The sequence below is a fragment of the Nocardia sp. NPDC050799 genome (genome assembly GCF_040654015.1).
Taxonomy (GTDB): domain Bacteria; phylum Actinomycetota; class Actinomycetes; order Mycobacteriales; family Mycobacteriaceae; genus Nocardia.
Genome location: NZ_JBFAHF010000010.1, coordinates 24,424 through 50,844, shown reverse-complemented (window position 1 = coordinate 50,844; position 26,421 = coordinate 24,424). Strand labels below are relative to the sequence as shown.

The window sequence follows — 26,421 nt, the reverse complement described above, 5'->3', positions numbered from 1 at the left end:
GGGGCCTCGGCTCCCGTCAAGCGGGCGGGCGCGGCCCGGGCGGAGGCCGGTCGTTCGCCGGTTCACCGGTGGCCTCCGCGACCGCGGCCTCGTAGGCGAGCAGGGTGTCGACGACCGTGCGGCGCTGCATGGCAGTCAACGGTGCCAGGGCCGCGCGCCACGCGTATGCGCCGGGAGAGAGCCACTCGGAGATGGCCGGTCTGCTCGCCGGGCCGATATCGATGATGCGGCGCCGGCGATCGGCGTCGTCCTCACGGCGGACCAGGACTCCTTTGCGGCTCAGGTCGCTCACGATGAGGCTCACCGTCGTGGGCGCGACACCGAGCCGGCCGGCCAGTTGTGAGACGGTCTGCGGGCCGTCGAGCAGGAGCAGCGCCAGCAGCGACAAATGTCGCGGGGCCAGGTCGAACGACTGCAGTTCCGCCGGCGGGCGCAGCCGCTTCGCCCGGCCGATCAGTGCTCGCGGCGCACTGGCCGCGGTGCTTCGCGGGTCGCCGAGGAGCCCGGCGGCAAGGGATTCGGTGATCGGTCGGCCTCGGGCTCCCGCCCCGCGAACCCGGCGGGTCAGCTCTGCCCGCCGAGCACCTCGCCGATCGGGACCGGTGGCAGCGCGCGGACCAGCGTCATCACCGCGGTGCAGTACGCGGTGCGCAGGGGTTCCCACTGGTTGGTGTTGCAGACGTAGTTGCCCATCTTGTCGTAGTGCGAGGAATGGCCCTTGTACGACCAGGTGAGGCCATCCTGGGAGGGGCTCCACGGGCACTGGTTCGGCTGCAGTCCGGTACACGGACCCTCCACTCCCCACGGTCCGACCGGATAGGCCACGGCCTGCGGCGCGCCGGTGAAGGTCAGGGCGGCGACCGCTGCCGCGCCGGTGAGCAGGTATCGGACAGTCGATTTCACAACGCTCTCCTTCGGTGTGCGGGTTCGGAAACCCATTGCCTCTGGTATCGCCGCGATCGCGTCCGTGTTAGCCGGGTGTCCCAAAGTGTGCCCGCGCAACCGCTTTTCGAGTTCGGTCGGGTGGGCCGGAGCAGGCCGGGTGGAACGGGCCGGATCGAGCGCGTCCACCCGGGTTTCGGTCGTGCGCCCGGCCCGCCGGCCCGCGGCGCCGGTGACCGTCCGGTCGTGCGTGACGAGGCCTTGGCGAAATAGTAAACATGTGCCTATTGTAGGCGCATGTTTACCGATACTACTTTCGTTGACCTCATCACCGTGCGAGCCGGTTCATGACCGCCGCGCCGCCGTTCTCGGAGGGCACGGTGCTCATGCCGTGGAAGCCGGGCCCCGGTGCCGACCCCGCCGGGGCGGTATTCGTCAGCGTGACCGATTTCCTGGCGACATCGGAGAAAGATGTCCGGCAGATCTACCAGGAGGGACTCGAACTGGGCGAAACCTGGCCGGTGCTGCAGGGCGCGGTCGGAGTGTGGCTGTGGGGCCGGCCCGCGCAGTTGCGCGGCGGTTCCATCTCCGTATGGGACAGCGAGCAGGATATGCGGCGCTTCGTGCGGTGGCCGGTACATGCTCGGATCATGCGGGCCTGGCGTGGCCGGGTCCGGGTGGCCACCGACTCGTGGCAGGCCGGCCGGTTCGATATCGAGAGCGTCTGGGTGCGCGCCGCGCGGACCATCGAAGGTCCGCATCGCGGCGGCCGGAGCGGGGACGCGTCCGCGTCACCCGACGAAAATCGGCGGTGACGGCGGGAATTTCACCGGCAGCGCGGTGAGTGACCGGTGGAAGGGGCCCGGTCGCCGGACGGGCCCCTCGGGGGCGTCCAGCTCCAGTTCGGGAAGCGCATCGAGCAGCAGGTCGATGGCGTCCTGGGCGACCAGAGAGGCCGGGGTCTGCGCCGGGCAGTTGCGCTGGCCCAGGCCCCAGGAGAGGTGGGAGCGGTTGCCGCGGTGGTCGTCGGAGCGGATGTCGCGTGGTCCCGTCATGGCGACCCGCTCGGGCACGATACGCGAACGGGTCGCCGAATATGTTGCGGCCGATTCTTTTTGAGCCTGCGCGACATCGCCCGGTGGGGCGGTGTTCGCGGGCTACCCGGCCACTTCCGGTGGTGCTGATCGGGCCTGGTCGATGCCGGTGCGTCCGGCGGTGACCGTCGGGTCGCCCGGGCGGGCGGCCGGGATGTCAGCGGAATGTGAACGGCGGTGACGGCGGGAATTTCACCGGGAGCCCCGTCAGGGAACGGTGGAACGGGCCGGGGCGCCAGGTGGGGCCCTCGGGTGGCAGATCGGCTTCGAGTTCGGGAAGCGCGTCCAGCAGTTGGTCGATGGCGTCCTGGGCGACCAGATAGGCCAGTGTCTGCGCCGGGCAGTTGCGCTGGCCCAGGCCCCAGGAGAGGTGGGAGCGGTTGCCGCGGTGGTCGTCGGAGCGGATGGAGGGGTCGTGGTTGCAGGCGGCGATGCTGATCACGACGGGTTGGTGGGCGGGGAGCCAGACGTCGTCGATGAGGATCGGCTGGCGTGGGTAGGTGATGAGGAAGTTGGCCATGGGAGGGTTGTCGAACAGCACCTCGTCCAGGGCATCGCGGGTGGAGAGGCTGCCGCCGAGGACATGTCCACCGAAACGTTCGTCGGTGAGGATGAGCAGCAGCGTGTTGGCGATGAGATTCTGCTGTAGTTCGATGCCCGCGCCGTAATGGCTCGTTACCTGGTGGATCATCTCCACCTCGTCCAGTTCGGCGGGATGGCCCAGCAGGATCGAGGTGACATCGTTGCCCGGCTCGGTGCGCTTGAGCGCCACCAGTTCGGCCAGGGCCGCGCCGATCATCCGGTTGCCCTCGTCCGCGTCCACACCTTCGAACATCGCGGCCATACCGGCCGCGACCTGCCGGCCGATCTCGGGTGGGCAGCCGAGCAGGGTGTTGCAGACCCCGAAGGCCAGCGGGAAGGCGTACTGCATCAGCAGATCGGCTCGCCCGGTCTGGCAGAAGGAGCTGATCAGCGGTACCGCGATCTCTTCGACCGCGGCGCGGATGGCGTGCAGATCCACCTCGGCCAGCGCTGTGACATTCGCTTCCCGGTACCGCTGCTGGTCGATTCCGGTGCTGCGCGCCGCGATCGGCCGCCATTCCATGATCGGCAGTACGGGGCAGTCGGCGGGCATGCTCTGCTGCCAGGCGCGTGGGTCGGCGGGGAAGTGCTCGTGGTCGTTGAGGATGCGGACCGCGCTCTGGTGGTCGATGACCAGGGTCGCGGGGACGTTGGGAGCCAGATCCACCGGCACCAGCGCCCGGTGTTCACGGCGCATCTGCCGGAACACCCGATGGGGGTCCTCGGCGAATTCAGGTGCGTAGAGCGGGATACGCGGGCCGCCGTCGGCGAAGGGCGAGCCGTGGACCGCGCGGGGTGGTGTGTGGGTATCGGGTGGTGGCGTGCTCAAGGATGACTCCAGACTGGTCGCGATACGCCGAGATCTTCCGAGCGGTCGGCCCGTCATCTCGGCACGATGTAGCACCCTACTGGAGGTGAACATGAATTACCTTGCGGCACATTGTTTTTGGTAATAGTGACCGCGGGGTAATGCGGGCGGGCCGGAGGTATGTGCGCTCGGTGGCGGACCGAAAGCGCCCGCCGGTTGCCCCGGAGAACTCTACGGTTGTTGTGCGCGGTCTGCCACGCGAGCCCGCGATCGTCCTACGGGCGCAACCCGATCATGTCGCCGACGAATGTATCTTCGTGCTGGAGGGGGAACTCGGGGTCGACTTCGCCGACCGGTCGCTCACCGTGACCACGGGCATGTTCGTACTGCTGCCGCACGGGATCCCGCACGCGCTGTGTGCGGTCTCCGTACCGCCACCCCGGTTGCTGCAGATCTCCTCGCCGGGTGGCTGGGAGCGCTATCTGGAGGATCTCCTCGAAGCGGGACCGTCGGTGCTCACCGATGGGGCACTGGACCCGGTCAAGATCAACCCGATCGCGGCCCGCTACGACATCCGGTACGAGGAATCCGCATCGGCCGCGGTGGCCGCATCCGACCGGGCCGGCGCGTAACCGGTGACGGTGCGTTCGGGCTACACGGTTCCGTGACGGTCGCGGGGGTGGATCGAAAATCGGGGTTTGCGGCGCGAGCCGCCGGGGCCGACAATAGGACGAGCTCGGCACGCCGTTGAGCTGGCGAAACGACTACAGAGGGCGGCCGCGAAGTTGTCCGGAGGGCGCGACCTGCCGTGAGCGGTTCCAGGTTCCGATCGACTCCGAGGAGCAGACGATGACGCAGTTCGCGCCCGACCTCAAGGGCAAGCACAGAGCGATGTGGGCCTCCGGCGACTACCCCCGGGTGGCCGCCGATGTGATTCCCGGACTCGGCAGGAGGCTGGTCGCCGCCTGCGGTATCGGACCCGGGCAGCGGGTACTGGATATCGCTGCCGGTGCCGGGAACGCGGCGATACCGGCGGCCGAGGCGGGCGCCGAGGTCGTCGCGAGTGACCTCACCCCCGAACTCTTCGAGGCCGGCCGCCGCAACGCCGCCGCCGCGGGTGTCGAGCTCACCTGGGAACAGGCCGACGCCGAAGATCTGCCCTACGACGCCGGTGCCTTCGACGCCGTACTCTCCTGCGTCGGGGTGATGTTCGCGCCGTCCCATCGGACCGCCGCCGACGAGCTGGTCCGGGTCACCCGGACGCGCGGGAGCATCGGCCTGATCAACTGGACGCCGGAGGGGTTCATCGGCCGGATGTTCGCCGTCATGAAGCCGTACGCCCCCATCCCGCCGCCCGGTGCGCAGCCGCCGCCGCTGTGGGGCGACGAAGCGCATGTCACGGAGCTGCTCGGGGATCGGGTGACCGATCTGGAGCTGCGCCGGGACCACGCTGTGGTCGACTGCTTCGCCGACGGCGCCGCCTTCCGCGACTTCTTCAAGGCCAACTACGGTCCCCTGGTCACCGTGTACAAAACGCTCGCCGACGAGCCGGACCGGGCCGCGCGGCTGGATCGGGAACTGGCCGAGCTCGGCGCCGCGCACGATCTGGGCAACGGCCGGATGGAGTGGGAGTATCTGCTGGTGACCGCGCATCGGGCTTGACCGCACGACCGGTCGGACAGGAAACGGGACTTTCCGGCCCCGGTTGCGGGTTGTACCCGGGGCAGGAAAGCGGAGGACTGAGGAGGAAGCGTGACCGAAACGCGCAAGGCGATCCTGGCCGGTGGGTGCTTCTGGGGTATGGAGGAGTTGATCCGCAAGCAGCCGGGGGTCGTATCGACGCGCGTCGGCTACACCGGCGGGCGCAACGATCACCCCACATACCGCAACCATCCGGGGCATGCGGAGGCCGTGGAGATCGTCTACGACCCGGCGCAGACCGACTACCGGGCGCTGCTGGAGTTCTTCTTCCAGATCCACGATCCGACCACCAAGGATCGCCAGGGCAACGATATCGGCAGCAGCTATCGCTCGGAGATCTTCTACGTCGACGACGAGCAGAAGCGGGAGGCGCTGGCCACCATCGTCGACGTCGAGGATTCGGGCCTGTGGCCGGGCAAGGTTGTCACCGAGGTGACGCCCGCTCCGGAGTTCTGGGAGGCCGAACCCGAACACCAGGACTATCTGCAGCACTTCCCGAACGGCTACACCTGCCACTTCCCGCGGCCCGGCTGGAAGCTGCCGCGACGGCAGACCACCGCCCGGTAGGCACGGGTACCGGAGCGGCCGGCGCCGGTCCCCGCGCCGCTTCGGTTCGCGGCCCGGCCGCGGTGATGAGTAGTGTCGGGCGGGTGAGTGGTTGGGCGCGTCGTAGGTTCCAGAGAATAGGACGATTCGATCGTGCGGTGGGCGGCGCGGTGGCAGAACTGCCCGCCTCCCGGCTGGACGCGGGCTTGCTGCGACTGACCGGCAGCGCCGACCACAGTGTCCTGTGGATGGCCTGCGCGGGGCTGCTCGCGGTGCGTCGAGGGGCCACTCGGCGGGCGGCGTTGCGCGGGGTGGTTTCGGTGGCCGGCGCCAGCTTCGTGGCCAATATCGCGCTCAAGCCGGTGTTCGCGCGCCGCCGCCCGGCCGCGGAACTGATGCCGACGTCCCGGCGGCTCTCCCCGGCCCCGTCCTCGTCGTCGTTCCCGTCCGGGCACAGTGCCAGCGCGGCGGCCTTCGCGACGGCGGTCGCGATGGAGAGCCCCCGCACCGCGCTGGCGGTGGCGCCGCTGGCCGCGGCGGTCGCCTACTCCCGGGTCCACACGGGAGTGCACTGGGGTTCGGATGTCCTTGTCGGGGCCGCCGTGGGTTCCGGGATCGCGCTGGCCACCCGGCGCTGGTGGCCGGTGCGCGAATCCGATGAGGCGCGGGCCCGGCTGGTGCGTGAGGCGCCGGTGCTCGCCGAGGGCAAAGGGCTCGTCGTCATGGTGAACCCGGTGTCCGGCGACGCCAATTACGACCCCACCGACGATATCGCCGCGGCCCTGCCTGCCGCGGTCGTGCTGCGCACCCGGCCCGATGCCGACTGCGCGGAACTCCTCGAGCAGGCCATTGCCGAACAGTCGGAGCCGGTCGCGGCCCTCGGAGTGGCCGGGGGTGACGGGACCGTCGCCGCGGTGGCCGCGGTCGCCCTGCGCCGCGGGTTGCCGCTGGTGGTGATCCCGACCGGCACGCTCAATCATTTCGCCCGCGACCTCGGTGTCTACGATTTGCTCGAGGTCGTCGACGCGACCGGTGTCGGGGAGGCCGTCGCGGTCGATATCGCCGGTGTCCAGTACGGTGACGCGACCGAGATGGGGACCCGGCACCTGATCAACACCTTCAGCCTCGGCTCCTACCCGGATCTGGTCCGGTTGCGCGAGCAATGGCAGCCGCGGTGGGGTAAGTGGCCCGCGTTCGCGGCGGCGCTCGTGGTCACCCTGCGCCGGGCCGAACCGATCGAGATCTACCTCGACGACCACTGGCAGCGGGTGTGGTTCCTCTTCGTCGGCAACGGGCCCTACCATCCGCACGGCGCCGTACCGGCGTTCCGGGACAGGCTCGATTCCGGACTGCTCGACGTGCGCTGGTTGCGCGCCGATCTGCGCTGGTCCCGCACTCGCGCGGTGGTGTCGCTGCTGTTGGCCGCCATCGGGCACAGCCGGGTCTACGGGGAACGGCAACTGTCGGAGCTGTTCGTGTACCTGCCCCGGCCCGAATCGCTCGCGGCCGACGGTGAAGTGTTCGGCAGCGCCACCCACCTGCGCTTCTCGGTGGCGGGTCAGCTCACGGTGTACCGGCGTGACGAATCGAATCCGCTCTGGGCCAACCGCAGCCGGCCGCATCACCGCCGGGCTCCGTGGTTACCCGACGTATTCCGTCTCCGCTGAGCGGGCCCGGCTCAGCGGGGTCTCGGCCTCCCTGCCCGGGAACAGCGGTTGGCGCACGGCGGTTGCCCGAGTGCGCCGCCGGCTCCCCGATTCGCCGTCGGCCGGCCGCTACTGCGACGAGTTGAAGTCGATCATCCAGGGGATGGAGAACTTGTCGGTGAGCATGCCGAACAGTTCGGTCCACTCGGTCTCGGCGAGATGCATATCCACCGAGCCGCCCGCGCTCAACGCACCGAACACCCGCTCCGCTTCGTCGCGGTCGCCGACCTCGAGGCAGACGGTGAAGTTCGGCCGCTGCGGAACCTCCACGGTCTGCCCGGGCGGGCAGTCCGAGCCCATCAGTATCTGGCCGGTCCCGGCCAGCGGCAGTGCCGTATGCGCCACCAGGCTCTTCGCCTCGTCCGGCAGGTTCGCGCCCTCGCCCATATCGCCGAACCGGATCAGCTGGAGTTCGCCACCGAACACCGACTGGTAGAAGGTGAACGCCTCTTCGGCGTTGCCGTTGAACATGAGATACGCGTTGACGGATTTCACCGGTCTCCTCCTCTGGTGATGCGGATGTGCGGATATACGACCAGGGGGAATGCCACGATCCGGCGACGCCGGGCGCGCTGCCCGGTGCGTGGACCGATCGGCCGAGCGTAGCCCGCGCCGACCGGCTTCGGGGGAGATCCCGTCCAGATGAGGGGTGGTTCGGTACCGGGTAATCGCCCGGTCTCGCGGGAACAGGGGAGCGGGGCACCCGACCCGCCGGGCGGCCCGCCGTGCGCCGGAACAGGCGGTCGCCAGGTGATACTCGGGTTGCCGTCCGCCCGGGCGGTGCCACATCCGGCCCCGATGCTGGTGGAGGTCTCCATGGCATTGACTCATCCGTCTCGGCCCGGCGGCTCCGGCCGGGACGATATCGCGGTGAATCCGGTGTTCACCCGGGAGCCGGTCGAGGTGCCCCGCAACCGGTTGCCCGCCGGGGAGCTGGACAGCGATACCGCCTACCAGATCGTGCACGACGAACTGTTGCTCGACGGCAACGCCCGGCTCAACCTCGCCACCTTCGTCACCACCTGGATGGAACCCGCGGCGCAGGTACTGATGAGCGAATGCTTCGACAAGAACATGATCGACAAGGACGAGTACCCGCGCACCGCCGAACTGGAGCAGCGGTGTGTGCGGATCCTGGCCGATCTGTGGCATGCCGCCGACCCCGGCCATGCCGTCGGGTGTTCGACCACCGGCTCCAGTGAGGCGTGCATGCTGGCCGGACTGGCCATGAAGCGCCGGTGGCAGCTGCGGCGCCGGGCTGCCGGACAGTCCACCGAGCGACCGAACCTGGTGATGGGGATCAATGTCCAGGTGTGCTGGGAGAAGTTCGCCGAGTACTGGGACGTCGAACCGCGCGTGGTGCCGATGTCGGGGGACCGGTTCCATCTCACCGCCGCGGAGGCGGCGGCTCGCTGCGACGAGAATACGATCGGTGTGGTGGCGATCCTGGGGTCCACGTTCGACGGCAGCTACGAACCGGTCGCCGAGATCTGCGCGGCGCTGGACCGGGTGCAGGCCGAGCACGGCTGGGATATTCCCGTGCATGTGGATGGGGCGTCGGGCGCCATGATCGCGCCGTTCTGCGATCCCGAACTCGAATGGGATTTCCGGCAACCCCGGGTCGCCTCGATCAACACCTCGGGCCACAAATACGGGTTGATCTATCCGGGGGTGGGCTGGGTGCTGTGGCGCGACGCCGACGCCCTACCGGACGCCCTGGTCTTCCGCGTGAACTACCTCGGCGGGGAGATGCCGACCTTCGCGCTGAACTTCTCCCGGCCCGGCGCGCAGGTGGTGGCCCAGTACTACACCTTCCTGCGGCTCGGGCACCGCGGCTACGCGCGGGTGCAGGGCTACTGCCGGGAGGTCGCGTCCGCACTGGCCGACCGGATCGCGCAGCTGGGTCCGTTCCGGCTGATCACGGACGGCCGGCAGTTGCCCGTCTTCGCCTTCACGCTGGCCGAGGGCGAGACCGGGTATTCGGTCTTCGACGTCTCGGCGGCACTGCGGGAACAGGGCTGGCTGGTGCCCGCCTACACCTTCCCGGCCGACCGGGAGGATTTGGCGGTGCTGCGCGTGGTGGTGCGCAACGGTTTCAGCCACGACCTCGCCGACCTGCTGATCGAGGCGTTGCAGCGCGCGCTGCCGCGGTTGCGCGCCCAGCAGGCGCCGCAGCGCGGCGCCGAGGCGGCGGCCTTCTCCCACGGCGCCGATATCCGGCCGCACCGAGCGGGTGTGCGGTCGGCGGATGGGTGAGCGGAACCGGCCGGCACAGTCGCCGTGGCCGGCCGGTTCGCTGTCTCGGGCCGGGCCTGCCCGAGGCCTATCGACACATGACTGATGTGCCGTTGTTCAGGTCTCAGAAGGCGCTACCGCTGCCGGGCAGGAAGATCCGCGGGAAGGGCAGACCGAAACCGGGACGGTGGTGGCCGTGGTCCCAGCCGTGGTTGTGGTGCCGGCCGCGGTCCCAGTCCCGGTCGTGGCGGTTGCGGCCGCGGTCCCAGTCCCGGTCGTGGCGGTTGCGGCCGCGGTTCCAGTCGACCTGGTCGTCGTGCCGGCCGTTCCAGCTGTGGTCGTGGCGACCGTGCCGCCCGCGATCGCCGTACCCGTGACCGTGGCGGCCGGGGCGGCTCACATCCTGGACCTCGGTGTCGGCGTTCTCGGTGACCACCGGGGCGCCGTTGTCGGCGAGCGCGGGTGCGGCGGTGAGGGCCAGCGGGGCCAGGGCGATCGCGGCGGTGGCCGCGATCCGGACGGCGAGTCGGCGGGTGCGTGCGGTTCGATGCATGATTCGTCCTCGGTCGTAGCGCCGCCCGGGGGCGGTGGCGGAAGCGGTTGCACTGTGGGAGTGCGGCTTTGCTCTGATGCCTAGACCGTACCGTTAAACAACGGCGCATTCAATAGGTGTTCGTTAATCGGGGTCGACGAATTCCGTGAACAGGTAGTTCCCGGGCTCCCGCGCGCGGCCTATTCGCCTGCGGTCGAGGTATCCGGGACCGTGGCGGCGAGTTGATCGAGCCGGAGCACACACCGGGTGCGGCTGTAGATGGTCGGCATACATTCGTTGCAGTGCACGCAGGCGGATTCGGTGCTCGCATCGGATCGGATGCGGTGCAGCAGGTCCGGCTCGCGCAACAGGGCCCGGCCCATGGCGACGAAATCGAACCCCTCCGCCATCGCCAGATCCATCGACTCCCGGTCGGTGATACCGCCCAGCAGCACCAGCGGCATGGCCAGCTCCCGGCGGAACTGCCGCGCGCGTTCGAGCAGATACGCCTTCTCGTACGGGTATTCGCGCAGGAAGGCCTTCCCGATCAGCCGGAAACCCCAGCGGGCGGGCCCCGGCAGCGTTTTCGCGAACTCGCGGCGCGGTGCCGCGCCGTGGAACAGCAGCATCGGGTTCAGCAGGGAACTGCCCGCCGTCAGCTCCAGCGCGTCGAGCGCGCCGTCGGCCTCCAGCCACGCGGCAACCTGCAATGATTCCGGCAGGGTGAGGCCGCCGCGGACGCCGTCCTCCATATTCAGCTTCGCGGTGACCGCGATCCGGTCGCCGACCGCCTCGCGCACCCGGCGGGCGATATCGCGAGCCAGCCGGGCGCGGTTCTCGAGTGGGCCGCCGTAGCGATCCTTGCGCCGGTTCAGCAGCGGGCTCAGAAACGAACTCACCAGATAGTTGTGCCCGAAATGTATTTCCACCGCGTCGAATCCGGATTCGATCGCCAACAGTGCCGCGTCGGCATGGGCGGTGACGAGGTCGTGGATCTCGGCCGCGTCGGGCACCTTCATCGGGCTCATCCCGAGGGGGCTGAACATCCGGCTCGGCGCCAGCGCGGGCAGGCGATTGGACGCGGAATTGGCCACCGGCCCCGCATGGCCGATCTGCGCACTGGCCGCCGCGCCTTCGGCGTGGACGGCGTCGGTGAGCCGGCGCAGGCCCGGCACCGCCTCGGCGCGCAGATAGATCTGGTGGCGGTCGGTGCGGCCGCCGGGTGCGACCGCGCAGTAGGCGACGGTGGTCATCCCGACTCCGCCCGCGGCGACCTCCCGGTGGAATTCGACCAGGTCGTCGGTGACCAGCGCATCCGGGGTGCGTCCCTCGAAGGTCGCGGCTTTGATCACCCGGTTCCGGAGGGTGAGCGGCCCCAGCGGGGCGGGGGCGAATACGTCGGTCACGATATGTCTCCTGTCGGTGCGGTCAGACCGGCCACGACGAAAGTGCGCAGGGTGGCCACGGCCTGCGGGCTCAGCGCCCGGTCCTCGGCGGCGGCGCGGCCGAATCGCATGATGATGAGGTCGAACGCGAGCATCCAGCGGCGCCGGCTCTCGCGTTCGCCCACCTCGGGCAGCAGGCCGGTCCACGAGTCGATCCGGAACCACTGCTGCTGCCACGGGCCCACTTGCCGGTCGATCACGCATTGCGCGAGCAGCCGCAGGTGCAGCCGGCCCAGCGGATCGGCGACCAGGTCGGTGAACGGGGTCAGGACCGCGTCGACGAGATCGGCCACAGGTGCGGCAACGGCGGTGACCTCGGTGAGGCGGTCGGCCCACAGCGCCCCGAGCCGTTCTTCGAGCAGGGCCGCCACCAGGGCTTCCTTGGATCCGAAGTGGTAGTGGACGGCGGCGGGGTTCGCTCCGGCCTCGGTGCAGATGCGGCGTACCGAGACGTCGTCGTAGCGCTCGGTGAGCAGCAGGCGTTCGGCGGCCGTGAGCAGGCGTTCCCGGGTCGCGGCCGAAACTCGCTGGGGCATGCGGCCAGTGAACCACTGTGCCCGCCGTTTTTCAATCATTGATTGAAATACTGTTTGAAAACACTGGTGGCGTGCCCGGAGGCAGTCGTTATCCGATCGCAAACGGCTGCGCGGGCCACGTACCCACCGCAGCGGGCCGGTCCTGTTCTACTGGTTCCGGTAGTCGGCTCCGGTTGTCCGATATGCCCTCGATCGACCGACAAGGAGAAGACGATGGCCCTCGAGATCCGCGCGGTAACAGTGCTGGGCACCGGGGTGCTCGGTTCCCAGATCGCCTTCCAGACCGCCTACCACGGATTCCGCGTCCAGGCCTACGACATCGACGCCAAGGCACTCGACGCGGCGCGCGAACGCTTCGCCGGGCTCGCCGCCACTTATCGCGACGAGGTGATGGGCGCGACCGACGAGCTCACCGAGCGGACCCGCGCGGGGATCGGCCTGACCACCGATCTCGGCGCCGCGGTCGCCGAGGCCGATCTGGTGATCGAAGCCGTCCCCGAAGTGCTCGACATCAAACGGCAGACCTACCGGAAGCTGGGCGAGCTGGCGCCGGAGCGGACGATCTTCGCGACCAACTCCTCCACCCTGCTACCCAGCGATATGGCGGACTTCACCGGCCGCCCGGACAAATTCCTGGCACTGCACTTCGCCAACCAGGTGTGGAAGTTCAACACCGCCGAGGTCATGGGCACCGACCGGACCGATCCCGCGGTGTTCCGCGCGGTCGCCGAGTTCGCCGCCGCCATCGGTATGGTGCCGATCGAAGTGCACAAGGAGAAGGCCGGCTATGTCCTGAACTCGCTGCTGGTGCCGTTCCTGAACGCCGCCGTCGAACTCGCCGCCGGTGACTACGCCGAACCCGCGGCGGTCGACAAGACTTGGCGCATCGCCACCGGGGCGCCCATGGGCCCGTTCCAGATCCTCGACGTCATCGGTCTCACCACGCCCTACAACATCCTGAGCAGTACTGCCGAAACCGAAGGTCTCGCCCGCTGGTTGAAGGAGAACTACATCGACCGGGGCAAGCTCGGAGTGGCCACCGGGGAAGGGTTCTACAGATACTCCTGAACCCACGAGCCGGCAGCCCGGATGATCCGGGGCCGCCGGTTCTGGATGCCTCTCTCAGCGAGGCGGCGGCGCTTCGGCGGCTTCCCGGGCGAGCCGGGCTTCGTGTATCCGGACCAGTTCGCGGAAACCGATCCGGTCCCAGCCGGGCTTCGGCTGGATACTCCATTCGTCCTGCGCGGTCCGCTGACCGGCCGCCTCGGGCGGGCCGCCGAAGGGCGGACCCGACAGCGGATACGGATGCTCGCATTCGAGGGTGTCGTCGGAATACCTGACCTTCATCAGTTCACTGCAGATCTCGGTGAACGACAGGGTCGGCCAGCCGTACCACAGCGCCAGCGCCGGCACCGTGAACGCGCCCTCGATGACCAGCGCGAACAAGCAGACGAAGATACCGCGCCGCAGCCAGCGGTGCATCCGCGCGTACGGCGCGGTGGTGCCCAGCGGCAGTTCGTCGTTCTCCGGATCGCCTGCGGGGGAGAGTTTCTTGCTCATGCGGAATCCTTCGGAAGAGGGATCCGACTGCCGCCATGGTCAGTCGGAGAAGATCTCGCGGTTGACGGTGTGCAGATAGGGGATCGCCAGGAACGGCGTGATGTAGAAGATGTCGTAGAGCCACCAGCCGATCACCGGCAGCACGACCCCGTCGTAGCGCACATCGGCGTACATGGTCATGTTGAACGTGTAGCCGATCCAGATGACCAGCCCGAACCAGCAGGTGACGATCATCCACTGGTGTCCCCACCGCTTCATCTGCAGGAACGCGATCGCCGCGGCGATGCGCATCGGGAACACGGTGAGCATCAGGGCGACTTCCCAGCCCTTCTCACCGGGCGCGCCCGAACCGCCGATCCACAGCTCGTTGTAGTGCCAGAAGTAGCCGGCGTCGAAGAAGTTGCCCCAGGCGGTGAGGATCACCCGGTTGATCAGGGTGTGGTTGGCGATGAGGTCCAGTGCCCAGCCCAGGCTGTTGAGCGCGGCGTCCAGGATTACCAGGTAGCCGATCAGCGTGACGATGATCGGCCGCACCGAGAGCCCGGATTCCTGTGCCTTGCGCTGTAGCCAGACGCCGCGCAGGAAGATAGGCAGGCCGACGATACCGAGGACCAGTGTGCCCATCAGCAGGGTGCCCACGGTGAGCCACCGGTCGGCTTCGCGCTGGGCGCGGCGGGATTCGTCATGATGGGCGTCGTAGGCGTCGCCGGGTTTCGGCGCGGCCGTACGCCAGGGCAGGGAGACAGCGGAAAGTTTCACGACGGCTCCTACCAATCCCGGACCGAATACATGTGCAGCTGGATGAGGAACATCGCCAACAGGAATCCGTAGGCGAAGATCTGGACGGCGATCAGCGCGCGCCGGCGCCGGCGATCCTGTTCGTTCACGGTCGTGGTCCTCCTTCTGGAACCGGCTGCGCGAAAGAGGTCTCCGTGGTGGCCAGTGCGGCCACCGCGATCTCGCGCAGACCTTCGTTGATCGCGCCGTTGCTGCTCAGCGGCGCCAGGATGCATGCTTCGGCGGCGTCCCGGACGCCCGCGCCCGCCGCGATCAGATGCCCGGTGGTCACCAGGACCCGGGTGGACGGCGGTTCGAAATGGAACACCTCGTCCGCCTCGCGGATCACTCGTGCGCAGCCGACCAATTGCCGGGCCACCGGCGGCTCGATCCCGGTCTCGGCGACCACCACCGCCGCTTCGCGATCCGCGTCGAGATAGTCCATGGCCAGCGTCATGAACCGCTGCCGGAACGAGGGTTTCAGCTCTTTGAGCGAACTGCGGTAGGCGGGGTTGTAGGAGCAGACCAGCATGAACGGGTCCGGCGCCGGGACGACCTCGGCGGCGCGATCCAGGTAGAGCGCGCGGCGGTGGTCGGTGAGCGAGTGCAGGATCGACAGCGAATCGTGCCGGGCCTCGACCACCTCGTCCAGATAGCAGATCGCGCCGTCCTTCACGGCGCGGGTGAGCGGCCCGTCGTGCCAGACCACATCGCCGCCGGTGACCAGGAACCGGCCCACCAGATCGGAACTGGTCAGATCGTCGTGGCAGCTGACGGTGACCACCGGGCGGTCCAGCGACCGGCCCATATGCTCGACGAACCGGGTCTTGCCGCAGCCGGTCGGGCCGGTGAGCATCACCGGGATGCGGCGCCGGTACGCCATCTCGAACAGTGCGATCTCGTTACCGGTGGCGGAGTGGTATTCGCTGTTCATCCTGACCTCTCGAGGCACGGCCGCGGGGCGTACTCCGCGTTCGGTCCGGTGCTGTGCGGTGTGCGGACGAGCTCCGTCCGGGGCGCCCATCACGTGGCGACCAATTCCCGATGGACACGGTCGAGGACACGGGGAAGTTCCTCGACGCGGTGGATCCGTTGCGACCGGCGCCGCCCGAACACCGTCGGCAGCGGATCCACTCGGGCGGGGCCGACACCGACGTAATAGATCGCGACCCCGGCTTCGTCGGCCTCCTCGACCGCGTGCGCGACATCGGCCCAGGCGTATCGGCCCTCGTACCCTTCGTCGGAGATCAACCCGTCGCCGATCACGATGAGCGACCGGCGTTCGGCGGGCCGGTCGAGCAAGCGCCTGGTCAGGTGTCGCAGCGGGGCACCCAGACGGGTGTAGCCGCCGGTCCGCAGGCCCAGTCCGCCGGGGTCGGCGAGCCGCGGTTCGTCGAAATCCTTCAGGCAGCGCACCTCGACGCGGTGCCGGGTGTTACCGGTGAACACGAAGATCCCGTGTTGTTCCGCGGCCGCCGCCATGGCGTGCGACAGGGCGTCCGCGCACGCCAGTTCCAGGGCGAAGGTCCGGCCCCGGTGCGCCCCGAGTGAGGAGCTGCCGTCGAGCAGGACGGCGGTGGCCACATCGCGGTACGCGGGTAGCAGGTCACGGAAGATCCTGGGCTGGGTGGCGGTACCGGTGCGCAGGTCCACGTAGTGGCCGATATAGCGGTCGATATCGAGGTCGGCGCCGTCTTCGAGCCCGCCGGTGAGTGCGCGATGGGTGTGCTGCCGGAACCAGCGCCGCACATCCACCGCCACCGGCGCCGGAGTGTGACTCCGCGCCGGGTGCCGGCGTTCGAGGACGGCGACGTGATCGGGCAGGAAACGTTTCGTCCACAGATTCCATTCGGGATACGGGATACCCGGGCGCTGATCGGGACGGATCTCGATCTCGTCGTCCTCCGGCCGGCTCGGCGGCGGCAGGTTGGGGTTGCGGACACCGCCTTCACCCCCCACCGGCACCGCCATGGCCCGGTAGGAATCGGTGCGCGGGCTCGTCCACGGCATCCGGCCGTACATCCGCCGCAACGCCACCGCCACCCGCCCGCGCCCCGGGGCGGCCAGGGGTGGGGCGCCCAGCAGCAGGTGGGGCGCCGGGGTCTGCCGGGAGCGGGCCAGCTCCACCGCGCGCTCGAGTATTTCCGGAGCGTCGGTATCGGGATCGGCCGGTTCGAGTTCGGGCAGGAGCCGCCGCAGTTCGGGGATCAGCCCCGGGAACCGGACCGCGACCCAGCCCAGCGCGATACCGCCCTCCACCACCGCCACACTCGCGAGCTCGCGCGGGGACAACTCGGACAGCCGGTACCGTGCGAGACGGTCCTTCGAGGGTGCGCATTGCAGGGCGATTCCGCAGGTCAGCGTGCGCCGGGTCCAGTCCGGGGGCGGCGGATACGGTACCTGCACCATCGTGCGGGAGGGGTCGAGGCCGAAGAGCCGGCGTTCGCCGGTGACCAGGCGCGCGCCGTGGCGCCGCCGGTCGGAGAACGCCACGGCCGTCAGGGCGCAGCTGCGTTCCAGCGACGCGGCGGAGATGGAAGGGCTGGGCTGCACGGCGGTCACCGTCGATCCGGTGCCGGGTCGCTCAGAACGTCCCGATATTGCGCATGACCCAGTACCAGAAGCCGATCACGGCGCCCATCGCGCCCCAGCCGAGGATCAGACGAACGATGTCCTGCCACATAGTGACCTCCAGTGGTCGATTCCCGTGGGCCGGGTCTCGGAGACGACCCGCGACCGCGGGTTCATCGGGGTTCCATACCGCGCAGTGCGGTGGAGACGTAGTTGTCGAGCATGGCGGCGCGCACCGCCTTGGAATCGCTGGTGGTGGTCAGCAGGGCGTAGAGCCCGAGCAGGAAGAACACCGCGCTGTGGAAGGGATCGATCTCGGCGGCGGCCTCGCCCGCGTCGCGAGCCCGGGTGATCTCCGCGACGACCTGCACGATCAGCGGGTGATCGGTCCATTCGTCGTCGGGCGGGCGGGTCGGGGTGAAGTGCAGGCCGAGTACGTCTTTGAACAGGATCGCGCCGACGCGCCGTTCCACCGACAGCACCAGCCGCACCGCTTTCGCCAGTGCGCCCGGCAGATCGTGCGGTGCCGCCACGAAGCGGGCGAACTCCTTGGCCACCCGGGCTTCCTCGCGCCGCTCCAGTTCCAGCAGGACGTGCTCCTTGCTGGGGAAGTGGAAGTAGAAGGTGCCGCGTGCGACGCCGGCGGCCTCGATGATGGCGCCGACATCGGCACCGGCGGTCCCGGTGCGCCGGAATTCCGCGACGGCGGCGTCGAACACCCGCTTACGGGTCTCGAGTCGCTGGGCTTCCCGGCCCCGTGGTTTCTCCGTCGGCGCGTTCACGGACTCCATTAGCGGCTGTTCGTTGAAAGTTGTCAATTAGAAATTTTCAATGACACTTGTCAATCACATCCGTGTTCTACTGTTGGGTACCGTTTGCCGGAAGGTGGAGATGGTCGCCGGCGCTGCTGTAGGTGGAGCTGCCGCGCTCCGGATATCGGAGGGAGGCGTCGGTGGGTGCCTGGAATGCGGCTGTTCGGTCGTGCGTCCGCCCCGGACCGCATCGGTTCTGCCGGCCCGCTAGTGCACGACCATGAGAGCGGCGGTCGCGAGGGCGAAGGCGAAGTAGGCGCCCGGGAAGGCGAGGTTGTAGTAGACGCGCGCCCGCAGGTGGGTGAGGAGGGCGCCCGCGAAGAACAGCACCAGGCCGACCGCCGCGGCGAACCCCAGCGCTTCCATGCCGAGGAGTCCGAGCAGGACGCCGATCGCACCGGCGAGCTTGAGCGTGGCCAGCCAGGGCACCCAGCCGGGCGGTACGCCGACCTCGGCGGAATTGGCCAGGACAAACGGCGCCCGGGCGAAACTGGCGAGGGCGTCACCGGCGTTGGCCACGACGGTGACGAGGGCGACGACGAGGTAGGTGGTGTGCACGGCGTGACTTCCTGTTCGATGTGGGGTGGGCCCGACGTCCGCTACGGTGGCGGGCGGCGCGGTGTGGCGCCGGATCGAAGATGCTGCGCCGGTGGTGGAATTCAGCCTTCCGGGCCCTGGCGAAACCCGCCAATACCTGCATCCATAACCTGATGGAATGGATGTGGACACCCGCTTGCTCCGCTACTTCGCCGCGGTGGCGGCGGAGGGGAACCTGACCCGTGCCGCCGCACGGCTCTACGTCTCGCAACCGGCGCTGACCAAGCAGATCAGGCAGCTGGAGGGGCTGCTCGGCGTCGAACTCTTCGTGCGCTCACGGGCCGGCATGGCGCTCACCCCGGCGGGAGAGGCGCTGGCCGGGCGGGTACCGGGGCTGCTCACCGAATGGAATCTGGCGCTCCGGGAAACCCGGCAGGCGGCGGGCCGCGCGGCGCGGGTGCTGCGGGTCGGTTTCCTGGCCAGCGCGGCCAACGAGGCCACCCCGCGGATCATCGCCGAGTTCGCCCGTCGGCAACCCGGCTGGCGGGTGGATATGCGGCAGGCGTCCTGGGGTGACCCGACCGGAGGTCTCGCCGACGGCGAGGTGGATAGCGCCCTGCTCCGGCTCCCCTTCCCGGGGCAGGATCGGCTGCGGGTGCGGGAACTGTTCAGCGAACCGCGCTGGGTCGCCCTGGCGTCCGGGCATCCGCTGGTGGAACGCGAATCGATCGCCTTCGCGGATCTGCTGGACGAACCGTTCGTGGCGGCCCCGGCCGAAACCGGTGCCTGGCGTGACTACTGGCTCGGGGTCGACGAACGCGCGGCCCGGACGCCACGGATCGGTGCGGTGACCGATCAACCCGACGAATGGCTGAGTGCGATCGCCAACGGGTACGGGATCGCACTGGCCCCGGAGTCGAGCGCCCGGTTCTACGCCCGTCCCGGTATCACCTACCGTCCGGTGACCGGGGTGGCGCCGAGCCGGGTCGGTGTCGTGTGGAAGGCGGAGTCGGACACCGATCCGGTGGTCCGGGCGTTCGTCGAGTGCTGTACCGAGCTGTGCTCCGGGACCGACTGACACTTCGGCCGCCGAACTATTCGGCCTGGACGAAGCCTTGTAGATGCCGCATCCCACTTCTATCCTTACGAACAGAGGGAACCGACCCCTGTTGGAGTAGAGATGATCTACGACAATATGCTCGCAATGGCAGCGCAGGTACCGATCACCAGCGGATTGCGGCAGGGCGAAGTATTCACGCCCTACGCTGATGTGGTCGAGCAGATCGGCCGACTCGCCGTCGGCTTCATGGAATGTGGCATCGAGCGCGGTGATCCCGTTGCGCTGCTGCTTCCGAACTCACCCGATCTCTTCGTCACCTCCCACGCGCTCTTCGCCATCGGTGCCATCGCCATGCCACTGGCCGAGACGGCCACGCGATCCGAACTCGCCGCGCTCGCGCGAAGAACCGGGCTCGAGGCCGTTGTCTCGACCCCCGGCCGTGCCGTTGTCGCCGAGACGCTGATCGCAGATGCGGCCCCCGGTATTCCCTTGTTCCCGACGAACGCACTGCCGGACGGAAGGACAACCGTCCGGCTGCCCGAACTGCCGGCCGACACCACGGCGCTCTACCTCTTCTCGTCCGGCTCGACCGGGTTGCCCAAGGTGGTACCGCACACCCATGCCGAGATCATCGCCGATGGCGAACGAGCCAGCACGACCTGGGATATCCAGCCCGACGATATCGTCCTCGACATTCTGCCGGCCAACTTCTCGATGGGCTTCCTGATGGGCACTATGTACGCCGCCACCGGCGGTGCGACGACGCTCTACTGGAACGATCGTCTGCCGCTGGCGCTTTCACGTAAAAAGCTGCTCGACACCATGGTCCGCGAGCGCGTCACCTTCATGGGCGCCGTTCCGGCAATGTACGAGATCATCACCGGTCAGGCCGGCAGTTTCGATCTCGGGCTGCGCATGGCCGTCTCGGGTGGCGTCTCCCTGAAGCGGCCGGTCTTCGAAGCGGTACGTGAGCGCCTCGGTGTCCCACTTCGTCAAGATTACGGCTCCACCGAGGCCAGCATGGTCGCGCACAACAACTCCGCCGATCCCGACTCGACCTGGGCCTCGGTGGGTGAACCGGCGGGTGACGCCGAGGTCCGTATCGTTCCGTTCGACACCGAATTCGGCCCATCCGTCGGCGAAATGGAGATAAGGTCGTCCTCGCTCATGCGGGGCTATCTCGACGATGACGTGGCCAACACCGAGGCATTCGATGAGGGCTGGTTCAGAACCGGCGACCTCGCCTCGCTCGATGAAGAAGGCCGCATCTTCATCCGTGGCCGCAGCAAGCTGTTGATCGAAGTATCCGGGTACAAGATCGACCCCATCGAAGTGGAGGAGACGCTCATGACTCTGGCCGCCGTCGCCGAGGCCGCGGTGGCGGGACTCCCGGACGGGCGCAACGGCAATCGGCTGATAGCGTTTATCGTCAAAGAGGCGGATGTATCGGCCGAGGAATTGATCCGCTACGCCCAGGAAAGGTTGTCGGTTCAGAAGGTGCCGACCGAAGTCGCGTTCATCGACGCATTGCCGCGCAGCTCGGCCGGCAAGGTGCTCCGCGGGCGGTTGCGCGAGCTTCAGGCGGGCTGAGCCGCTCGCTGCGAAACATAGGTGGCGATCTGTGCGGGTGATTCGAACAGTTCCGGCCGTATCTCCGTCTCCGGGATACTGATCTCGAATTTCTTCTCGAGGAACTGCACCAGTCTCACCAATTTGATCGAGTCCAGAAGCCCGGCCTCGAGCAACGGGGTTTCGCGATCGACCGCCGATTCACCGGTTTCGGCCACCAAGGCGGAGATATACTCGATTATCGGTTGTTCGATATCGTTCATCACACCAGCCCCTTACGTCGTCAACATACTAACCAATTTCATCGCGACCCGAAATACGCGAAAAGATGGAGGGCGGTATGGGTGCAACGCGTCCGTTGGGCAAAAAGGAACAACTGCTCAACCATTTGCATGCCCGTGGCGGGCTGATCACCGTGCAGGTGCTGCATGTGCGCGGCCGCCTCGATCCGGCGCTGGTGCAGCAGGCGCTCAGCCGGCTACAGGCCGAGCACCCCATCCTGCGCGCACATATCCGCTACGGCAAGGTTATCTGGCGACGTCTGCCGCCGTTCGCCCATCGCCGGCCCTGGTTCGACACCGAGGGCACAACGGAGATCCGGTTGCGGGTGCTCGACGACACCGATCCGGACGCTTGGCGGAAGGTTTTCGCCTCCGAAATCCGCACACCGATACCGAAGGGCAACCATCCGCGCGTGCGGATAACGCTGGTGCGGCAGTCTCCGGACGCCGACCTCAACCACATCGTCATGTGCGCCGATCACGCGACGCTCGACGCCTACTCCGCCAACATGCTCGCTCGCCGGCTTCTCGAAATCCTGGCCGATCCGGCCGTGCCGCAACCGGAACCACCGGTCGATACGGTGCTGCCGCCACCGCTCGAGGCCGGCCTGCCCGACAAGGCCGGCAGTGACAGGAAGACCGCCTATACGCCGGCCATTCGGCTACCCAAGCAGGCGGTACCCGATCCGAAGGAAGAATCGCGAGTACTGTCGCGGCATCTCGACCCGAACACCACGGCAGCGCTGGAGGATGCCGTCAAAGCCAATAGGACGACGCTGCACGGTGCGATAACGGCGGCCTTCCTGCTCGCCATCCACCAGCGGTACCGGCTCGACACCATGACCGTGTTGAGTACGGTCGACCTCCGTCGCTTCGGTGAACTCGCGTTGCCGGCCGACACCTGCGGTTGCTACGCCGACATCCTGCGCACCGAGCATCCGATCACCGGCGACTTCTGGGCGACCGCCCGGGACGCCTCGTTCAAGCTGATCGCCGTGCTGGCCAAGGACCGGGAGGCCGCTTCGATCATGGAGTTTCCCGAGTGGGAAGTGTATCGGCGCGAAATCCGCCCGACGCTCCGGAACAACCGGCGTATCGACGGACTCGGCGTGACCACGGTAGGCGAATCCGGGCTTCGGGCCCATTACGGGGCCTACACACTCGAGGACGTCACCAGAGCCGTTTCCCTGGACATGTTCGGCCCGTCATTGTTCGTGATCGCCAACAACTGGCTCGGTGGGCTCGATCTCAGCGTCGCGTACGCGGCAACGGCCATGAGCGAGGAGGAGGTGCGGTGGCTGGCCGACCACGCGGTGGCACTGCTCGACAGTGCCGGTGGAGAACATCGCGCCGAGCGCAGTACGTCCTCCGTCACGGAGGAGGTTCCGCAGACCGGCCCGGCCGGTCGGGGGTGAGTTCGGCGGGCATGGAGCGGTAGGAGTGCAGATTCATCAGGCGCCGTGGGATCGGCGGGCCGTCCAGGCGCAGATCCGGATATCGCTCGAAGAGGGTCCGCAGGGCGATCACGCCTTCCATTCGAGCCAACCGGTATCCCAGGCAACCGTGTATCCCACTGCTGAACGCCAGGTGATCCGCGGCGTTGACCCTGGTCACGTCGAATCGTCCGGGGTCGGGGAAGACGCCGGGGTCGTGGTTCGCGCCCGCCAATGCCAGGAGGACCAGGGAACCGCGCCTGATGTGCTGATCGGCGATGTCGAGGTCGCAGTTGGCGACCCGGCCGGTGATCCGGACGGGGCAGTCGTAGCGCAGGATTTCCTCGATCGCGCCCGGCCACAGGTCCGGCTGCGCCAGTAGCAGTTCCAGCTGATCCGGATGGCTTGTCAACAGTGCGATTCCATTGCCGAGCAGGTTCACCGTCGTCAAGAATCCGGCGTCCAGCAGCAGGGCGGCGTTGGCTATCTGCTCGCGGCGGGTGAGCTCACCACTGGTCACCAGCACGGTGAGCAGGCCATCGGCCGGTTCGGCGGTGAGCGTGTCGATGCGCTGGTCGAAGTACTGCTTGACCTCTGTCAGTTCCTTGGTGGCGTCGCGATACGCGGGCCAGGTCACGGCTCGGTCGACCAGCGGCGCACTGTTGAGGCCCCACTTCAGCATGGTCGAATGCATATCGTCGGGAAATCCGAGAATTCCGGCGATGATCGCGACGGGCACCTGTTCGGCGAAGTCCTCGATCAGGTCCGGGCGCGGCTTCGACCCCATGCGTTCGATCAGGCCGTCGGTTACTTCGACGGTCCGTTGCTCCAATTTGCCGATCGCTCCCGGGCTGAACGCGTGCCCGACCAGGCGTCGGTACCGGGTGTGGTCCGGCGGATCGGTCGCCAGCATCGAGGGCGGTTCGGTGAGATTGGGAAGTTCCTGATCCGTCTTGGCCAGCACCCAGCGGATCGGCTTCGGAATGGCAGGGTGGTCGGGCGTGAGCGAGCCGAAGCGCTTGTCTCGCAGGATGCGACGACACAGTTCGTAGTCTGCGGTGACGCGCACTCCCGACAGGTCGGGTAGCCGGCCCCGCTGTCGGATATCCTCGATGAGCGGCGACGCGCCGAGCAGGCGATCCTGGCCGAAGGCGATCTCGGCGAGAGGATTGCCCCGGCGCGCCGACCACCGCAGATAGGCCCGTGTCAGGCCGTGCAGGAACAGCCAACGGGTCCACACGCGAGTCGACATGTCACCTCCGCTCTCGGCATCTCCCCATGATAGCCAATAGCTATTCAGAAGGATCGCTGTCGGGCCGGTCGGCTGTTCGAAGGCGGGTAGCCACGCGAACGTGCGCTCGACCGGGTGGCGCAGGGTCTCGGGCCGGAGTCGTGGCCGGTGTGCCGCCCGGCGATGACCGGGGAGATACCGCTGCCCGCAGTAACCGGCGGTATTCGCCGTGGTCGTAGTCGAGGTGGGGGTACGGGTGTGGCTCGGCCGCTTCCGTCCCGGTGGTCTGTCCGAGGAGTTGAGAATCGTTCGTATGCGTGGGAAGCCGCCGTTCGGATTCCGAGGTCCTGTTATTCGCGGTCGATCCCGGCGGTGGCGGCGATCTCGGCGCGGAAGCGCGGGCATTCGGTGAAATCCTCGTAGCGGCAGGTGAGTACGTGGTTGATCAGGTTCTTCGACGTCTGGATCCTGGCCAGCTGTACGTCGAGTTCGTTCAGATGTGCTCGAAGGATGCTGCGGCGGCCCGGTCCGTCGCAGGCGTCGAGCAGGTCGCGGGTGCGGGCCAGGCCCAGACCGACCTGCTTGCTGTGCAGGATCAACGCCACCCGGGCGATATGCGACTGCGTGTAGCGGCGGCGGCCGCCGACCCTGGCCGCGGGGGTGAGCAGGCCGACGCTCTCCCAGTGGCGGAGGACATGGGTGGCGAGGCCGAAGCGGGCGGCCAGTTCGCCGATGGAACAGGTCGGCTCGGGACTCGGCTGCCCGGCGGCGGGGGTTGACTTCATGTTCACATTAACTTGCAGTCTGGATCGGGACGTCAACCCGAGACCCAGGAGCAAGCATGACGATGCCCGGCGCGGCCGAGATGTGGAACGAGCGGTATGCGCAGCCGTTCACCTCCTACGGCACCGAACCCAACGACTATCTGCGCGAAGTGGTCGATCGGATACCCGAGGGCCCGGTGTTGTGCCTGGCGGAGGGGGAGGGGCGTAATGCGGTGTATCTGGCCGGTCGCGGATACTCCGTGACCGCCGTGGACCTCTCGGCGGTGGGGTTGGCCAACGCCCGGGATCTGGCCGCGCAACAGGGGGTGGGGATCGAGACCGTGGTCGCCGATATCACCGAGTTCGATATGGGCGAAGCGCGCTGGTCGGGGATCGTCTCCATCTGGGGGCATCTGTCGTCGGCGCTACGGCCCGGAGTGCACGCGGCGTGTGTGCGGGCGCTACGGCCCGGCGGTGTGTTCGTGCTCGAGGCCTATACGCCACGCCACCTCGATCGGCCCGGGGTCGGGGGGCCGCCGGTCGCGGACGGGATGCCGACACCGGAAGAGTTCCGTCGCGATCTGGCCGGTCTGCGGCTGGAGCACTGCCGCGAGGTCGACCGCGATATCTCCGAAGGAGCGTTTCATCACGGACCCAGTACGACCGTGCAGGTACTGGCGGTGCGGCCGAGCTGATCCGGCGCGTGATCGGTGAGCGCCCGATCGCGACACAAGTGGCGGCGGAGCCGGGCCGGTTTCGTGCCGAACCTGTGCGGGCCGGTGGCGCGGGGGAGTGCGCCGGCCGGGTCGGTGCGCCGGCACCTGGCGTAACCGTCGCGGGCGTTCACGCCGGGTTCTGCGCCCGCCGGGCCAGGATGGACGCCACCCCCGCGGCGGCGGCCTGCACCGATGCCGCATGGGATTCGGGGTGGAACCGGGTGACCGGGCCGGTCACCGAGATCGCCGCCAGTGGCCGGTCGTCGGAGCTGAGTACGGGGGCGGCCACGCAGACGATGCCGGGTGCGGATTCCTCGTGTTCGAACGCCACACCGCGTTCGACGATCTGGGTGAGCTGAATCCGCAGCAGGCCGGGCGCGACCACGGTGCGCGGGGTGCGTCTGGTCAGCGGGCCGGCCAGGATGCGGTCGATCGTCTCGGGACCGGAGTGGGCGAGCAGCGCCTTGCCGATCGCGGTGCAGTACAGCGGCATCCGGCCGCCGATCCGGGACGGGGCGCGGGCCTGCCGGTGGCCGCCGATCTTGCTGATGTAGACGACCTCGTCGCCGTCGCGGACGCCGAAGTGCACGGTTTCACGGGTGCGGGCGAACAGATCCTGGAGAAAGGGCACGGCGACCTCGAGCAGGGTGCGCTCGGTGGCCGCCCGCATACCCAGTTCGAACAGTCCACGCCCGAGCCGGTAGCCCTCCGCCGACGAACTCAGCAGCCGTGCGGTCACCAGGTCGCGGCACATCCGGTGCACGGTGGCCTTCGGCAGCCCGGTGCGGCGGGTCAGTTCGGATAGTCCGACGGCCTGGTCCTCCACCCCGAATGCCTCCAGGATCAGCAGCGCCCGGCCCAGCACGGAACGCTCGTCGAGGTGGTGATCCGGCATATCGGGCCCTTCTGGTGAGACTGGTCCAGTCAGTGGACCACTTTACTGTTCAGGGCCGCGCCGAGGGTGTGCACTGAGCAGACCCCGACGAAGAGGAGAACGGAGGTCGTGGTGGCCACCACTGTCGACAGCATCAGCGACAGCGGGC

Annotated in this window: 29 protein-coding genes; 11 read left to right on the top strand and 18 right to left on the bottom strand. The window is 68.4% G+C overall.

Annotation, left to right across the window (positions count from 1 at the left end):
- Positions 1-16: 16 nt before the first annotated feature.
- Together AB0H42_RS12650 and AB0H42_RS12645 are read right to left on the bottom strand one after the other, a co-directional pair.
- A complete protein-coding gene (locus AB0H42_RS12650; RefSeq protein WP_357054103.1) occupies positions 17-664 on the bottom strand; it encodes a MarR family transcriptional regulator in 648 nt (215 codons plus the stop codon).
- On the bottom strand, positions 565-903 hold the full coding sequence (locus AB0H42_RS12645; RefSeq protein ID WP_357054100.1) for a hypothetical protein: 339 nt from the start codon (positions 901-903) through the stop codon (positions 565-567). Before AB0H42_RS12645 ends, AB0H42_RS12650 begins: the two co-directional genes overlap by 100 nt.
- Before the next feature lie 326 nt (positions 904-1,229).
- Here AB0H42_RS12645 and AB0H42_RS12640 point away from each other — a divergent pair, with 326 nt between their 5' ends.
- Positions 1,230-1,697, top strand: coding sequence for a hypothetical protein (locus AB0H42_RS12640; protein WP_357054097.1), 468 nt, complete (start codon positions 1,230-1,232; stop codon positions 1,695-1,697).
- Here the strand turns inward: AB0H42_RS12640 and AB0H42_RS12635 are convergent.
- Together AB0H42_RS12635 and AB0H42_RS12630 are read right to left on the bottom strand one after the other, a co-directional pair.
- Entirely contained in the window at positions 1,674-1,937 is a 264-nt protein-coding gene (locus AB0H42_RS12635) for a hypothetical protein (RefSeq protein WP_357054094.1), read from the bottom strand. The genes AB0H42_RS12640 and AB0H42_RS12635 overlap by 24 nt on opposite strands.
- A 196-nt stretch (positions 1,938-2,133) precedes the next feature.
- Positions 2,134-3,387, bottom strand: a complete 1,254-nt coding sequence (locus AB0H42_RS12630) for a cytochrome P450 (RefSeq protein WP_357054091.1) — start codon at positions 3,385-3,387, stop codon at positions 2,134-2,136.
- 221 nt (positions 3,388-3,608) lie between these two features.
- Between AB0H42_RS12630 and AB0H42_RS12625 the strand changes: the two genes are divergently transcribed.
- From AB0H42_RS12625 to AB0H42_RS12610, 4 genes are all read left to right on the top strand, one after another.
- Positions 3,609-3,998 (top strand): cupin domain-containing protein, encoded by a 390-nt coding sequence (locus AB0H42_RS12625; RefSeq protein ID WP_357054088.1) that lies wholly within the window; start codon positions 3,609-3,611, stop codon positions 3,996-3,998.
- Positions 3,999-4,215: 217 nt separating this feature from the next.
- Positions 4,216-5,028, top strand: coding sequence for a methyltransferase domain-containing protein (locus AB0H42_RS12620; protein ID WP_357054085.1), 813 nt, complete (start codon positions 4,216-4,218; stop codon positions 5,026-5,028).
- A gap of 90 nt (positions 5,029-5,118) precedes the next feature.
- On the top strand, positions 5,119-5,634 hold the full coding sequence (msrA, locus tag AB0H42_RS12615; protein ID WP_357054082.1) for a peptide-methionine (S)-S-oxide reductase MsrA: 516 nt from the start codon (positions 5,119-5,121) through the stop codon (positions 5,632-5,634).
- 149 nt (positions 5,635-5,783) lie between these two features.
- Complete coding sequence (locus AB0H42_RS12610) at positions 5,784-7,280, top strand: phosphatase PAP2 family protein (RefSeq protein ID WP_357054080.1); 1,497 nt, start codon at positions 5,784-5,786, stop codon at positions 7,278-7,280.
- Between the two features lie 108 nt (positions 7,281-7,388).
- Here the strand turns inward: AB0H42_RS12610 and AB0H42_RS12605 are convergent, their stop codons facing one another.
- Positions 7,389-7,814 carry a VOC family protein gene (locus AB0H42_RS12605; RefSeq protein ID WP_357054076.1) on the bottom strand — a complete coding sequence of 142 codons (426 nt, stop codon included), beginning with the start codon at positions 7,812-7,814 and terminating at the stop codon, positions 7,389-7,391.
- Between the two features lie 321 nt (positions 7,815-8,135).
- Here AB0H42_RS12605 and AB0H42_RS12600 point away from each other — a divergent pair, with 321 nt between their 5' ends.
- Positions 8,136-9,575 carry a glutamate decarboxylase gene (locus AB0H42_RS12600; RefSeq protein WP_357054073.1) on the top strand — a complete coding sequence of 480 codons (1,440 nt, stop codon included), beginning with the start codon at positions 8,136-8,138 and terminating at the stop codon, positions 9,573-9,575.
- Between the two features lie 103 nt (positions 9,576-9,678).
- Here the strand turns inward: AB0H42_RS12600 and AB0H42_RS12595 are convergent, their stop codons facing one another.
- From AB0H42_RS12595 to AB0H42_RS12585, 3 genes are all read right to left on the bottom strand, one after another.
- Positions 9,679-10,107 (bottom strand): hypothetical protein, encoded by a 429-nt coding sequence (locus AB0H42_RS12595; RefSeq protein WP_357054070.1) that lies wholly within the window; start codon positions 10,105-10,107, stop codon positions 9,679-9,681.
- Between the two features lie 179 nt (positions 10,108-10,286).
- Positions 10,287-11,492 carry an NADH:flavin oxidoreductase gene (locus AB0H42_RS12590; protein ID WP_357054067.1) on the bottom strand — a complete coding sequence of 402 codons (1,206 nt, stop codon included), beginning with the start codon at positions 11,490-11,492 and terminating at the stop codon, positions 10,287-10,289.
- A complete protein-coding gene (locus tag AB0H42_RS12585) occupies positions 11,489-12,067 on the bottom strand; it encodes a TetR/AcrR family transcriptional regulator (protein ID WP_357054064.1) in 579 nt (192 codons plus the stop codon). The genes AB0H42_RS12590 and AB0H42_RS12585 overlap by 4 nt, the downstream gene beginning before the upstream one ends.
- Positions 12,068-12,280: 213 nt before the next feature.
- On the opposite strand from AB0H42_RS12585, the gene AB0H42_RS12580 reads away from it, so the two are divergent.
- The gene (locus tag AB0H42_RS12580; RefSeq protein ID WP_357054061.1) at positions 12,281-13,135 is read left to right on the top strand and encodes a 3-hydroxyacyl-CoA dehydrogenase; all 855 of its coding nucleotides are present in this window, start codon (positions 12,281-12,283) and stop codon (positions 13,133-13,135) included.
- Positions 13,136-13,189: 54 nt separating this feature from the next.
- Here the strand turns inward: AB0H42_RS12580 and AB0H42_RS12575 are convergent, their stop codons facing one another.
- The 6 genes from AB0H42_RS12575 to AB0H42_RS12550 all read right to left on the bottom strand — a co-directional run bounded on the left by AB0H42_RS12575 (position 13,190) and on the right by AB0H42_RS12550 (position 18,345).
- Entirely contained in the window at positions 13,190-13,627 is a 438-nt protein-coding gene (locus AB0H42_RS12575; protein WP_357054058.1) for a hypothetical protein, read from the bottom strand.
- A gap of 39 nt (positions 13,628-13,666) precedes the next feature.
- Complete coding sequence (locus AB0H42_RS12570; RefSeq protein ID WP_357054519.1) at positions 13,667-14,365, bottom strand: hypothetical protein; 699 nt, start codon at positions 14,363-14,365, stop codon at positions 13,667-13,669.
- 145 nt (positions 14,366-14,510) lie between these two features.
- Entirely contained in the window at positions 14,511-15,338 is an 828-nt protein-coding gene (locus AB0H42_RS12565; protein ID WP_357054055.1) for a CbbQ/NirQ/NorQ/GpvN family protein, read from the bottom strand.
- A gap of 89 nt (positions 15,339-15,427) precedes the next feature.
- Positions 15,428-16,957, bottom strand: coding sequence for a VWA domain-containing protein (locus AB0H42_RS12560; protein WP_357054516.1), 1,530 nt, complete (start codon positions 16,955-16,957; stop codon positions 15,428-15,430).
- Positions 16,958-17,148: 191 nt separating this feature from the next.
- On the bottom strand, positions 17,149-17,757 hold the full coding sequence (locus AB0H42_RS12555; protein WP_357054052.1) for a TetR/AcrR family transcriptional regulator: 609 nt from the start codon (positions 17,755-17,757) through the stop codon (positions 17,149-17,151).
- A 237-nt stretch (positions 17,758-17,994) separates the two neighbouring features.
- A complete protein-coding gene (locus tag AB0H42_RS12550; RefSeq protein ID WP_357054049.1) occupies positions 17,995-18,345 on the bottom strand; it encodes a DoxX family protein in 351 nt (116 codons plus the stop codon).
- Positions 18,346-18,502: 157 nt separating this feature from the next.
- Here AB0H42_RS12550 and AB0H42_RS12545 point away from each other — a divergent pair, with 157 nt between their 5' ends.
- A complete protein-coding gene (locus tag AB0H42_RS12545) occupies positions 18,503-19,402 on the top strand; it encodes a LysR family transcriptional regulator (protein WP_357054046.1) in 900 nt (299 codons plus the stop codon).
- Between the two features lie 102 nt (positions 19,403-19,504).
- On the top strand, positions 19,505-20,974 hold the full coding sequence (locus AB0H42_RS12540; protein ID WP_357054043.1) for a class I adenylate-forming enzyme family protein: 1,470 nt from the start codon (positions 19,505-19,507) through the stop codon (positions 20,972-20,974).
- Here the strand turns inward: AB0H42_RS12540 and AB0H42_RS12535 are convergent.
- Positions 20,962-21,216 (bottom strand): acyl carrier protein, encoded by a 255-nt coding sequence (locus AB0H42_RS12535; RefSeq protein WP_357054040.1) that lies wholly within the window; start codon positions 21,214-21,216, stop codon positions 20,962-20,964. The genes AB0H42_RS12540 and AB0H42_RS12535 overlap by 13 nt on opposite strands.
- 77 nt (positions 21,217-21,293) lie before the next feature.
- Here AB0H42_RS12535 and AB0H42_RS12530 point away from each other — a divergent pair, with 77 nt between their 5' ends.
- On the top strand, positions 21,294-22,649 hold the full coding sequence (locus tag AB0H42_RS12530) for a hypothetical protein (protein WP_357054037.1): 1,356 nt from the start codon (positions 21,294-21,296) through the stop codon (positions 22,647-22,649).
- Here AB0H42_RS12530 and AB0H42_RS12525 read toward each other — a convergent pair.
- Positions 22,606-23,919 (bottom strand): cytochrome P450, encoded by a 1,314-nt coding sequence (locus tag AB0H42_RS12525; protein ID WP_357054034.1) that lies wholly within the window; start codon positions 23,917-23,919, stop codon positions 22,606-22,608. The two genes, AB0H42_RS12530 and AB0H42_RS12525, sit on opposite strands and share 44 nt — an antisense overlap.
- 329 nt (positions 23,920-24,248) lie before the next feature.
- Positions 24,249-24,683, bottom strand: coding sequence for a MerR family transcriptional regulator (locus AB0H42_RS12520; RefSeq protein WP_357054031.1), 435 nt, complete (start codon positions 24,681-24,683; stop codon positions 24,249-24,251).
- A 56-nt stretch (positions 24,684-24,739) separates the two neighbouring features.
- Here AB0H42_RS12520 and AB0H42_RS12515 point away from each other — a divergent pair, with 56 nt between their 5' ends.
- Complete coding sequence (locus tag AB0H42_RS12515; RefSeq protein ID WP_357054028.1) at positions 24,740-25,357, top strand: class I SAM-dependent methyltransferase; 618 nt, start codon at positions 24,740-24,742, stop codon at positions 25,355-25,357.
- A gap of 148 nt (positions 25,358-25,505) precedes the next feature.
- Here AB0H42_RS12515 and AB0H42_RS12510 read toward each other — a convergent pair whose 3' ends face one another.
- Complete coding sequence (locus AB0H42_RS12510; protein ID WP_357054025.1) at positions 25,506-26,273, bottom strand: IclR family transcriptional regulator; 768 nt, start codon at positions 26,271-26,273, stop codon at positions 25,506-25,508.
- Between the last annotated feature and the right edge of the window lie 148 nt (positions 26,274-26,421).

Bases quoted from the DNA above. Each gene is read 5' to 3' on its own strand.
- AB0H42_RS12640 (WP_357054097.1), top strand. From the start codon at position 1,230: ATGACCGCCGCGCCGCCGTTCTCGGAGGGCACGGTGCTCATGCCGTGG.
- AB0H42_RS12635 (WP_357054094.1), bottom strand. From the start codon at position 1,937: ATGACGGGACCACGCGACATCCGCTCCGACGACCACCGCGGCAACCGC.
- AB0H42_RS12620 (WP_357054085.1), top strand. From the start codon at position 4,216: ATGACGCAGTTCGCGCCCGACCTCAAGGGCAAGCACAGAGCGATGTGG.
- AB0H42_RS12600 (WP_357054073.1), top strand. From the start codon at position 8,136: ATGGCATTGACTCATCCGTCTCGGCCCGGCGGCTCCGGCCGGGACGAT.
- AB0H42_RS12595 (WP_357054070.1), bottom strand. From the start codon at position 10,107: ATGCATCGAACCGCACGCACCCGCCGACTCGCCGTCCGGATCGCGGCC.
- AB0H42_RS12585 (WP_357054064.1), bottom strand. From the start codon at position 12,067: ATGCCCCAGCGAGTTTCGGCCGCGACCCGGGAACGCCTGCTCACGGCC.
- AB0H42_RS12580 (WP_357054061.1), top strand. From the start codon at position 12,281: ATGGCCCTCGAGATCCGCGCGGTAACAGTGCTGGGCACCGGGGTGCTC.
- AB0H42_RS12575 (WP_357054058.1), bottom strand. From the start codon at position 13,627: ATGAGCAAGAAACTCTCCCCCGCAGGCGATCCGGAGAACGACGAACTG.
- AB0H42_RS12565 (WP_357054055.1), bottom strand. From the start codon at position 15,338: ATGAACAGCGAATACCACTCCGCCACCGGTAACGAGATCGCACTGTTC.
- AB0H42_RS12545 (WP_357054046.1), top strand. From the start codon at position 18,503: ATGGATGTGGACACCCGCTTGCTCCGCTACTTCGCCGCGGTGGCGGCG.
- AB0H42_RS12540 (WP_357054043.1), top strand. From the start codon at position 19,505: ATGATCTACGACAATATGCTCGCAATGGCAGCGCAGGTACCGATCACC.
- AB0H42_RS12535 (WP_357054040.1), bottom strand. From the start codon at position 21,216: ATGAACGATATCGAACAACCGATAATCGAGTATATCTCCGCCTTGGTG.
- AB0H42_RS12530 (WP_357054037.1), top strand. From the start codon at position 21,294: ATGGGTGCAACGCGTCCGTTGGGCAAAAAGGAACAACTGCTCAACCAT.
- AB0H42_RS12525 (WP_357054034.1), bottom strand. From the start codon at position 23,919: ATGTCGACTCGCGTGTGGACCCGTTGGCTGTTCCTGCACGGCCTGACA.
- AB0H42_RS12520 (WP_357054031.1), bottom strand. From the start codon at position 24,683: ATGAAGTCAACCCCCGCCGCCGGGCAGCCGAGTCCCGAGCCGACCTGT.
- AB0H42_RS12515 (WP_357054028.1), top strand. From the start codon at position 24,740: ATGACGATGCCCGGCGCGGCCGAGATGTGGAACGAGCGGTATGCGCAG.
- AB0H42_RS12510 (WP_357054025.1), bottom strand. From the start codon at position 26,273: ATGCCGGATCACCACCTCGACGAGCGTTCCGTGCTGGGCCGGGCGCTG.